Source organism: Mucilaginibacter sp. (genome assembly GCF_028288225.1).
Lineage (GTDB): Bacteria > Bacteroidota > Bacteroidia > Sphingobacteriales > Sphingobacteriaceae > Mucilaginibacter.
The window spans coordinates 48,508-59,512 of record NZ_JAQBOC010000087.1 but is presented as its reverse complement, the minus strand read 5'-3'; the positions used below and the strand labels follow the sequence as shown (position 1 = coordinate 59,512).

The window sequence follows — 11,005 nt, the reverse complement described above, 5'->3', positions numbered from 1 at the left end:
TCAATCTAAATCAGGAGGAATAAAAATGCCAGGAGACTATTCTCGTAAGATCTTCAATAAGAAAAAGCATTACAGGGGAGTCCTGATGCAACAGGGACGCGTACAGGTAGATGCCGACTGGAATGAGCAATTACACATCCAGCAATACCGGACCCTTACTGAAGCAAATGATGTGATTGGTACCTCAGGAGTACCTAAGAAAAATAATGGTTTTCAAATAAGTATTGCTGCTGATGGTAGCGATCTGGAGATTGCGCCAGGCAGGATCTATGTGGAGGGTTTACTATGTGAGCTGGAAGATATTTCGCCTGCAAAAACCACTTATTTCAAGCAGCCGTATTACCCAAATCCGGATACTTCTTTCTTTATAACCAGTCCGCTGAGCAGCCCGGTAAGCAGCCCGTTTAATTCGCCGCTTAGCCCGGTTCAGGGAGCGAATTCTTTGAACCTGAATGATGGGGTTTATGTAATTTACGTGGATGCCTGGCAACGTGAAATTAACTACCTGGATGATCCGCTGATCCATGAAGTCGCATTGGGCGAGGCTGATACAACCACCCGGGTGCAAAACGTTTGGCAGGTAAAATATTTAAAAGTTACTGCTCCTGAACCTGATAAAGCCACCTGTGATAGTTATTTTGATGAATGGCAGGGCCTTGTTGCTCCGCTAACAGGTAAGTTAAATGTACAAACCAACCGCACATCAAACGATAAAAATCCTTGCCTTTTACCTCCAAGCTCTGGTTATCGCAGGCTCGAAAATCAACTATATCGCGTGGAGGTACAGAAAGTTGATACCGCCGGAAATGTTTCTTTTAAATGGTCGCGCGACAATGCATCTGTCGAAACCAGGATAGAGGATGTATCAGGAAGTTCAATAACCGTATCTTCTGTAGGGAAGGATGAATTGCTTGGGTTTTCAATTGGCCAATGGGTTGAAATTGTTGATGAAGAATCAACGCTGAAAGGCACCCCCAATCCATTACTGCAAATCAGTGACCTGGAGCCGTCTTCCCGTAAAATTACCTTTGCAACTTCAGTTGAGCCTTATCATAATCTTATTAATAAAAAACTGCGCCGCTGGGATCAGTCAGGCCCCGCGGCTTCCACCGATGGATTATCCGGGACAAATACCTGGATTGACCTCGAAGATGGCGTTCAGGTAAAATTTACCGGTGGAACCTACAAACCCGGAAATTATTGGCTGATCCCTGCCAGGACAGCAACCGGGGAAGTGGAATGGCCGCCTTATGAAATTCCAAATTTAAATCCTGTTGAGCAATTACCAGCCGGCATAAATCATAAATTCTGTAAACTGGCGCTTTTAAAGGTCAATGGCAATGCATCAGTTTTGGATGATTGCAGGAACCTGTTCCCGTCGTTAACTGATATTAGTGCAGAGGATGTAAGCTTTAATAATAATAACTGTAACCTGGGCGAGGCAGATAATGTTCAGGAAGCATTAGATCTGTTATGTGCAGCTAATGATCTGCGGTTACATCATAAACTAATGCATGGTTATGGTGTAGTATGCGGCCTAAAAGTAAGCTGCGGCCTTAATAGGCAACAAGTTAATATTAGCGGCGGCTATGCTATTGATTGTGATGGTAACATTATACAGCTTAAAAATGCTATGGCATACAAGCTGGTTGACCAGGCTGCTGCAGGTAATTTTTTGGACGCAACCGGTAATGGAACGGTATGCTTGTCTATCTCCGCCAAAGGCTCACAGGTGCCAACTATTGCCCTTGAGGCTTATGTACAGAAAACCTTTTGGGAAGAGGTACTTGAAAACTCATTGCTCAAAGATTTTTATGATGACCATATTCTAAATATCATCACTTTTGTTAAAAAGCAGCTTTCCTTTTCTCTTGCCGAACAAGTTCCGGTTCCGGTTGAACAACGCAGGCTTTCGGCTGTTATCAATTTATTTGCGCAGTATATTAATTCCGCAAGTGGTTCTTTTGCATTTATATCGGGGCAAAAAGGAAAAAGAGATCTCCTTAAAAATTGTGGGGTAAGCAGCGATGAGAAATTATATGAAGACCAATTGATCTGGTGTTTTTTTAATGATTTAAGAAATTTACTTTCCAGTTCAACATTTTGTGCCATGTATGATGGAGATAATCAATTCCCAAGTTATACACTTGACGCCGGTTTAGATACCATATTTGGCACTCCGCTTAAATTTCATTCAAAATTAAAGCTCGATCCTACCGGTAAGTTTGCCTATACCTGTGGCCTTGGTAACAAAATGATTGTGTATGACCTGCAAACTAATGAGGCTGTAGAAATACTCACTTTTCCGTCAACAGACAATGTCCAGGTTTTAGATATTGCAATTTCTGCCGACGGTAAATCACTTTATGCGGTTGGTGTTATTGAAGATACTGATTCTTATTTTGCGGTTGCTTCAATTGATGGTACAGGAAAACATACCTGGAGCAGTGTATCGCCCAAATGCGCTAAAAAGCATGTAACGCTGGCTATACGACCGGTTACCAATCAAATTTATGCGGTTGCGCTTGATTTGGGCTTATACGAGTTAACTAACATTGGTTCGGCATCATTTGCGCATACCCCGGTTCGTGAAGGTTTTCATCCCACAGGCTTGCTGGCATTTTCAGATGACGGCAAGTTTGCATATGCAGCCTCCAGCACCGCGGGCGGAACTGCTTTTAGCCGGATAAATATATTTGATATAAGCATCCCGGCTGTTGTAATAAATGATACATTTTTTCTGTTCAACGGCGAAAATGGGGTTAATGACCTGTTGTTTTTCAATAAAAAGATCTATGTAACAGGTATTAATGCTTCAGGGCAAAACATCCTGGGCGGTTTTGATCAAAATACAAGCGGATTGCTAAGCCCTGTAACACTTGAAGCCAGTTCGGTGTACCGCATGGCACTTTTACCCAATGGGAACTTTTTTGAACTGCTTGTTACGCTTGCAGATAAATTTAAGGTGATCCGTGTATCGCTGGATAACCCGGCAACAGGACTCGGAATGCAGGTTAATACACGGTTCAGGATCCCGGTTCAGCTCTTCCCCATGGGTATAGTTGTAAATAGCTTTAACAAAAAAGGTTACGTGCTTAATATGCTGGTTAACACATTAACTGTTATTGATATCGAACTAACATTTAATGCGGCACAGGCACCAAATTATACCATTGAACCGCCTTTGGAACTTGCATACTACCGGGATGATGTATTATCTGCCTTCAAGGATATTTTCAAACATCTGCTGGAATATCTCAAGGATGGTTTCTGTGAAGAGTTTTTGATTGATTGCCCGCAATGTACTGAGGCAAATAAAGTTTATTTAGGCTGCGTAGAGATCCGCGACAGACAAGTATATCATATTTGTAATTTTAGTAAGCGTAAATATGTTAAATCGTTTCCATCGGTAGAATATTGGATGTCAACCATTCCTGTTATGCCTATTTTAAAAGAAGCGTTTACCAAATTTTGCTGTACTGTTATATAAAAAGGGTTTGTGTTAATATAATAATAAAGCTGTTGATATGAATAATTCGCTAAATATTACAGGGCAGGTTGTTGATGCCCAGACAAATACCGGTGTAACCGGTTTTAATGTTGAGGTGTGGGATAAGTCACTCAGATTTCAGTCGGCAATGGCTGTATTGACAACAGATGAGCATGGGAGGTTTAGCGTGCTGCTTGATTTACGTCAATTTGGCTTTGAAACTCCGCCAACGCTTATTTTTAAGGTGCTAAAAGACGGTGTGCTATTTACAAGCACAGATAATGCAGTTGTATGGAATACACAGACCGAAGACGATGTAACTATTTTTATCCGCACAGTTAGCCGGCCTGATCGCCCTGTTGGTAAAGACCGCATTAATGCAACACAAGTTTTAAAAACGGCAAATTTTGTTCAGCAATCAGACTTTAAAGGAGTTTATCAACAAACTAAAGACAAGTTTTCAATGCCGGTTGGTTTTTTTACTGACATGCTGACAAATACATTTAAAAATGCTGATATAAATCCAATTCGCGTTAAAAGTACCCCCGAAGCCGGAATTTATAAACAGGATGTTGCAGTTGCTACAACTAATCTGCAAGCGCAGCAGGTACAGGTAAATGAGGTGCTTCCTTATAATCCGCAGCTAAATTCAGATTCATTTAAAATTCTTACGTCTGCCCCTATTAAAGTTGCCGCCGGACAAAAAGTAAATCTTTACCAGGAAAATGGTAAAGTAATGTACTATTCTGTGGTTACGGATCAAACACAGGTCACAACGGGTCAACCCCAGGCACCTACTGCCGGGATACCAGTAAGCCAGCCGCCTGCTGCCGGGATACCCGTAAGTCAGCCGCCGGCTGCCGGGGTACCTGTGAGCCAGCCGCCAATTGCCGGGATCCCCGTAAGCCAGCCGCCAGTTGCCGGGCTGCCTGTAACCGAGGTACCTATAAGTCATATTACAACTGAGCAGTTTACCAAATTACAGGACGAACTAACAGTATCGAAGCAGGAGGCAGTTGCAAAAGATGAACAGATAAACCAGCTTAAAATTCAAATGGAGGCATTACAAAAAGATCACCTGGAAATGAAAAGCGTACTTACTTCTGATTCATTTACTAAATTGATAGCAGCGCAAAAAACAACCGGCTTGCGTTCTCCCGGAGAAACCCCATAATATATATAGTCTAAAATTTCACCTAACATGATACCTGAAGATGAAATTCCACTGGTTTCCTGTATCATGCCTACCTATAACCGGCGTGAATTTATACCCCATGCCATCCATTACTTCCTAAGGCAGGATTATCCCAATAAAGAACTGATCATTATTGATGATGGTACTGACAATATCAGGAATATAGTTCCCGATATTGAAAATATCCATTACTATTATCTTGATGATAAAATTAGTTTAGGAGCCAAGTTAAACATGGCCTGTGATTATGCACAGGGAAACATTCTTATAAACTGGGATGACGATGACTGGTATGCCCCCCGCCGTATTAACTACCAGGTAAAAGCATTACAACGCAATGGCACGGATGTGTGTGGCATTAATAAATTGTTGTATTATGATTTACGTAACCATAATGCGCATACCTATATATATCCGCCAAATCAACGTGTTTGGCTTTTAGGGAGTTCATTATGCTATAAACGTGAGCTTTGGAGTCACAATAAATTTGCAGATATCAATGTTGGTATGGACGCATATTTTGTTTGGGGTACCAGTGAAGATAAGATAACCGTACTTGCTGATAGCAGTATAGCTGTACACATGATACATGATAATAATATAAGTCCCAAAATAACAAATGGAGTTTGGTGGCAGACTTCATCTGTTGATGAAATAAAAAATATAATGAATCATGACCTGGATAGGTATAATCATAACGGATTTATAAAAGCAGAACCCAAGCAGCAAAATGGTATTGACTTAACAAGATTTACTGATGTTAAGATAAAAACACTAAAGAATGTATACGCATGTTGCGTGCATGAAAACGAAGATTGTGTTATTGACCTGGTACGAAATCTTCACTATCATGACCCTGACTCAATTATATTATTATATAACGGGGGCGAAAATAAGCAGTTATTTTCCAGTGGTTTCCCCTATGAAAAATATGGCGCCGTTATTTACTCAGGCTCTAAAATTATAAAATGGGGCTACCTTCATGATTTTGCGCTTGATTGCATGGAGTTTTCATTGAATAATTTTTCGTTTGATATAATGACCATTGTTGATTCTGATCAACTTTGCATTAGAAATAGCTATAGCCAATATATAAGTAAGTTCCTTTATCCTTTGCAAAATGTGGGATTGCTTTCTAATTTGCCTGAACGTATTACACAAGGTCACACACACGTTTACACATCAATCCAGGCATTTAAGGAATATGACCTATGGAAGCCCCTTTTGAATAAATTTAAAGATGGTGAAAACAAATTCCTGCATTGGTCATTTTGGCCCTCAACTGTTTTTACTGCTGATGCAGTAAAAGAGCTTGTAAAGATTTTTAAAACAGACGATCAGCTTAAGCAGATTATGCGAAAATCGCAGATCTGGGCTACAGAGGAGGTAGTATTACCAACGTTAACGGCTTTGCTTGGGTTTAAAATAGAGGCTAACCCGGGGAATAATGAATTTGTAAATTACAAAAAAGACTATTCCATATCTGAACTTAATGATGCTTTTAACAAGCCGGGTGTATATTGGGTTCACCCGGTTAAAAGAGAATATGATGACCCGGTGCGTAAAGTGATCAGGCAGCAGTTTGATCATTATGGAAAACATAATTGTTCATGTAAAAATCAAAACTCGGGCAACATGTTATCTTCACTTGAATTGTTAAATAACATCAAAGGAATAATGGGATGGTTGGATGAGGCCGAAGCAGATTTGCTGATGTCAGCAACACTTAAAGCATGTATTGAGCTACCCAAGCCACACTCAATTGTTGAAGTTGGGAGTTTCCAGGGTAAATCCACTGTGCTTTTCGGAAGCGTGTTGAAAGCGTTTTTTTCCGGAGCTAAAGTTTATGCTGTTGATCCTCATGAAGGTGTGGTAGGAGCCACAGATCAGTTGATTGAGGAATTGTCACCCACGCTTGAAGCATTTGAAAGAAACATTGAGCAGCATGAACTGACTGACGTAGTTGAGCTGATTAAAGATTATTCATTTAATGTTAAATGGAACAAACCTATTTCCCTGTTATTTATTGACGGCCTTCATGATTATCTTAACGTTTCACGTGATTTTTATCATTTTTTCAAATGGGTAAGCAGTGGTGGTTATATCGCATTTCATGATTATGCGGATTATTATCCTGGTGTAATGGCCTTTGTTAATGAAATTCTTTCAACCGGTGATTATGTGGAGATAGGTAAAGCCAAAAGCCTTATTGTTGTTCAAAAAAAATAGCATATCGCATTTATAAATTCCTTAACAATGGCGTGGTTTAATGTAATCTATTTAACAATACAATAGTTTAATATGCCAACTCATGCAACAGCTCCCAAATTAGAGGGGCAGAAAAAAGCAGACATACAGGGTGCTTCCTCAGTTATTAGGGAAACTGAAAGAGGAAAGGATCCAGTTAAGCTATTAAAATATTTACCGGTTAAACCGTCAGCGGCTCATTCAGTTAATGCAAATTCTGCAACAAATTTTGGCAGAATCCCACTGTTTAACTCTCCTTCACATCACCTTCAAACAAAATTAATAGTTAACCGGCCCGGCGATCAGTTTGAGAGAGAAGCGGATGCTATGGCTGAACATATATTACTGAAGGATGCCCGGCCAACTTCTTTCCTAAAATCTGTTAACCCTGCTATTCGGCGCAAATGTTCCCATTGCGAGGAGGAGGAAAAGGAGCAACAAGTTCAAAGAAAAGAAAGTAAAGCTGGTCATCCTGAGGTAAGCGATAGTATGCATAGCTATTTAAATGGTCTTAATAACGCTGGCATGCCGCTTCCCCAGCAAGTAAGAGGTTATTTTGAACCCAAATTCGGATACGATTTTTCAAAAGTACGGGTACATACTGACAATGAAGCAGCGAGGTCGGCTCATTCCATTAATGCCTTAGCTTATACTACTGCAAATAATATCGTATTTAACAGCGGGCAATATTCACCTCAAACAATCGAAGGAAAAAGGTTGTTAGGGCACGAATTAACTCACGTAATTCAGCAACAACAAGGGCGCATGATTCAAAGGGCCCCTGATAATAAACCGGCCCCCCCAGTTTCAGGAGCGAGCAAAGATGAGGACGAAGCAAAAGATCTTGAAAAAGAAATATTAGGAATGTCAGAGTTTACATCACTTGATCCGAAACCAAAAGCCGAAGGGATGGAGATAATTACACGTGCAAAAACAAAACCCTTAGGAAGCTCCAAAGGGCAGCGTAATTATTATTTGAAAAAATTAAAAATAGCGCTTACAACTCCCTTTAACGGGGTTAAGCCAACTGGTGGGGGCTATGGATGTTCGCCTGTACTGGAAAAAAAGAACCGAGCCATTGTGGGTGCAGCTTTAAAAACTGAAGAAAAGTGGGGCGGCGCTTATTCTGATGTAGATGAAAAGGCCGTAGCAAAGGGCACTAAAGCGGTGAAGAGAACAGGGGAACAGGGTAAAATATATACAGTTGACAGATCGGACCCCAGGAACATTTTGGTGAAAATTAAAGTTCACTTAAATGGTAAAAAAGATGAAGTAGATAAGATAAAAGCACTTGAGGATGCTATAGAAAGGGCCGTTTCCATAGGTACTAAAGGCTATCACCTGGATATTGAATTTGTTGATAAAAGTGGGCCTGATGTTTTTGAATTTGATGTTAATTTCTGTGAATGGCCTAATTCCGGCAATTGGGCCTCAAGTCCCGATACACTTTCACATGAGGTGCATCATGCCCTTGGGTTAGGAGACCGCTATGATTACATAGAATCTCATTCCAAAAATCCGGATATGCCTGTTAATATGAGACTGCATTGGTTTCTTGAACAAATGAAAAAAACTGGCGGCGCGCGGGATCCTTTTAGCAAAATGGCCACTAGTAGTAATAGCTTGTTAGCTGAAGACGTTTGTAAGGTAGCTTTCGAAAGTGCTGCCGATCAGAAAAAATGTATAGATGCCCGCAAAGACCTCGACCCTGCAGGCGTTCCACCTATTTAATGCAGCAGGAGGAAATGGTATAAGATTTTTATGAATGAAAATATACCTCGGATATTGTTGGTTTCTACCAGGGTAACTGCCGGATCAGTGCCACTTGAGATTGGCTTTCGTGCTATCACCCCCAAAATAATTGCAGGCGGACCTGTTGAAATTGAAGCTTTTGTAATTAATAACAGTGGATCTCCGCTGAAATTATTTATATCCGCGGATAGGTTACGTTTACGTCCGGCACAATATAGCTTTGAAGCCTATTTTGAAGATATTTTGATTGACGATCCAATGGCTGATGTACCTTTTATGGGTGGCCCCGAAGGTAATGTTATTGTTTCGGCAGAGAATCCCTGGAGGCAATTGATCCTTTTAAATGAATATGTGAATCTGGAAAATTTGCTTCATCTCATGCTGAACGGTACAACTGGAGTTATGAATTTAAGTTGTAATTATTCTCTTAAATATGCCTCAATAGCTAATGATGACCTTTATCAAAATGAAAAGGTGATCCAATTGAAGCTTTCGTTAAAAATTTATCGCGATGATGAGCAATTAAAAAAGTTGTCTAAAAAACTTTATAACGATTGTTTACAAAAGCCTTTAAATACCCATTCCCTTAGTTTGCTGCTTTCCCTTCGTTCCGCGGCTACTGATCTGATAAAAAAACTTATTAAACATCCAAACACTGATGTGGCAAACCAGGCATTGCTGGCATATAACAGTTTTTTTTAAAGATGATTAAGAGATAATTATTCATTTGTAAGGTTTATTAACCAGAAGTTATGTGGCGGTACTCAAAACTTGAAAGGAAACGTGAGCTTTTATCCGCAGCTCCTTTTCGGCTGCAGAAAAAGCTAATTGTAAATACACCTGGCGACCGGCATGAACAGGAGGCGGATAAGATGGCCGACAAGGTAATAAACCCCGCAGGAGCTGCACCTGCAGGACATCTTTCAAAAACCAATTTATCAACTTTAAGTGAGAAGGATGGCAAGGGTGAATCTAACCCTTTAGTAAATGAAGTGCTGCAATCAGGCGGTCGTCCATTAAATGATGACTCGCGGAATTTTATGGAATCCCGTTTTGGCTATAACTTTAGTAATGTTCGTATCCATGATAATAGCAAGGCGGTAAAGTCTGCTGAATCCATCAATGCTAAGGCTTACACCCATGGAAGCAACATTGTTCTAAATAAAAATATAAATCATAATTCGCCTGCCGGACAGCACTTGCTGGCTCATGAGCTTAGCCATGTAATACAGCAATCAGGCGGAGGCGTTGGAAACAATGTTGTACAGCGCCAACCACTTTCACCTGATAAAGGTGATACCGCAGTACCATCAGTTGACTTAAGAGATACAGCTTCGCCTTTACTTGCAAGCGCATTAGGATCTGCTGAGATAAGCCGGTTTAAGCTGGGTGGTTATGAATTACCAAAAGAAGGTAAAGATACCCTGCGTTATTCCGCAAAACAGATCTTGTTTTTTCTTTCAAAATTCCCCCGGTCATCGGTAAATATAAAAGGGTTTACCGATAAAGTTGGGGATGGCGAAAGCAATATGACACTGGGACAGGAGCGAGCTGATGCAGTAAAAGATTTTTTGCGGCAGGAGGGAGTTCCTGATGAAATAATGACTACGGAGAGTAAAGGGGAAAATGAGCCGGCTGTTCAAACAAAAGATAACATACCTGAACCAAGGAACAGGCGTGTACAAGTGATATTTAATGTACACAAAGGTTCTGTTTCGTTCGGCATGGATTTGAAATTACGGCCTCCCGAAAAACTCACTGATACGCCAAAGCCGCCGGAAAAGCCACCCATTACTCTAACTGTCCCAAAAGAGCCTGAGCGCAGAATTCCCTTCCGGGATCCGGACGAAAGCTCACAGTGGAAAAAGATGGAAGAAAACCAGCGGAGAATTGATGAGTTTGACCGTAAAAATCCACCCAAAAAAAGAAGTGTAACAGATGTGATTATTGATGGGGTGATGGACGCAACTATAAAACCTATCTTGAAAAAGCTTCCTTTATCTAAAGATATGAGAGAAAAAGCGGAGGGGCTGATTAGAAAAGGCATTGAGGCCGGTACAGAAAAGGCAATTGACTCAGTTATTGACGCTTTACCGGGTGACAGCAGTGAAAAGGATGCACTAAAGTCAGCTGCTAAAAGTTTAATAAAACAAAAGTAGTCAAGCCTTTTTGGATGAAATTTAATGTAATGCAAAATGCATATTTTCAGTGTTTTATTAAAAATATAACTACAAATAGCTATTGTAACTGATGTATTTATTTATCAAATTTATAATAGCGCAGGCGTAATTTATTTACGCTTTATCACTAATCAAATAACA

The 11,005-nt window shown here is 40.4% G+C and carries 6 protein-coding genes; all 6 read left to right on the top strand.

The window, feature by feature from the left end; all coding sequences use genetic code 11:
• Positions 1 to 25 precede the first annotated feature (25 nt).
• Positions 26 to 3,490, top strand: a complete 3,465-nt coding sequence (locus JWQ54_RS25785) for a DUF6519 domain-containing protein (protein WP_299590730.1) — start codon at positions 26 to 28, stop codon at positions 3,488 to 3,490.
• Positions 3,491 to 3,527: 37 nt separating this feature from the next.
• On the top strand, positions 3,528 to 4,664 hold the full coding sequence (locus JWQ54_RS25780; RefSeq protein WP_299590729.1) for a hypothetical protein: 1,137 nt from the start codon (positions 3,528 to 3,530) through the stop codon (positions 4,662 to 4,664).
• 27 nt (positions 4,665 to 4,691) lie between these two features.
• On the top strand, positions 4,692 to 6,914 hold the full coding sequence (locus JWQ54_RS25775; protein ID WP_299590727.1) for a glycosyltransferase: 2,223 nt from the start codon (positions 4,692 to 4,694) through the stop codon (positions 6,912 to 6,914).
• A gap of 72 nt (positions 6,915 to 6,986) precedes the next feature.
• The gene (locus JWQ54_RS25770; protein WP_299590726.1) at positions 6,987 to 8,663 is read left to right on the top strand and encodes a DUF4157 domain-containing protein; all 1,677 of its coding nucleotides are present in this window, start codon (positions 6,987 to 6,989) and stop codon (positions 8,661 to 8,663) included.
• A gap of 30 nt (positions 8,664 to 8,693) precedes the next feature.
• A complete protein-coding gene (locus JWQ54_RS25765) occupies positions 8,694 to 9,386 on the top strand; it encodes a hypothetical protein (protein ID WP_299590725.1) in 693 nt (230 codons plus the stop codon).
• Between the two features lie 50 nt (positions 9,387 to 9,436).
• Positions 9,437 to 10,843: a DUF4157 domain-containing protein gene (locus tag JWQ54_RS25760; protein ID WP_299590723.1), complete on the top strand. Its 1,407-nt coding sequence runs from the start codon at positions 9,437 to 9,439 to the stop codon at positions 10,841 to 10,843.
• Positions 10,844 to 11,005: the final 162 nt, after the last annotated feature.